1 protein-coding gene is annotated in these 413 nt (G+C 53.0%); it reads right to left on the minus strand.

Translation table 11 applies throughout. The annotated features are described in order from the left end of the window. Positions 1-311: M20/M25/M40 family metallo-hydrolase (locus CDA63_RS20225; RefSeq protein ID WP_199797573.1), on the minus strand; the 311-nt coding region annotated here is incomplete at its 3' end. Between the last annotated feature and the right edge of the window lie 102 nt (positions 312-413).

Here is a 413-nt window from a genome sequence, read left to right on the forward strand (position 1 = left end):
AACGGGATTGCAGCGTACATCGCGGCACAGGTCACCAGGTGAGATTTCCAGGTTTTTTCGTTAGGTGCATGCGCTTCAGGTTCTTTACCCGGGCCAAAGCCGATCACCGGAATGCCGTGACGGCCCATGATAGATACGCCGTTAGTTGAGAAGGTCCACTTATCAACAACCGGCGCTTTGCCAAACAGCCCTTCGTAGGCATTCACCAGTGCTTTAACGGTGAAGTGATCTTCTTCCACTTTCCAGGTCGGGAAGTAGCATTCGGTTGGGTAAACCAGGCCAGTCCAGGACGGACGGTCGTAGTTGTACATAGAAACGGGATTGCAGCGTACATCGCGGCACAGGTCACCAGGTGAGATTTCCAGGTTTTTTCGTTAGGTGCATGCGCTTCAGGTTCTTTACCCGGGCCAAAG

This window comes from Hymenobacter amundsenii, assembly GCF_002204745.1.
GTDB classification, from domain to species: domain Bacteria; phylum Bacteroidota; class Bacteroidia; order Cytophagales; family Hymenobacteraceae; genus Hymenobacter; species Hymenobacter amundsenii.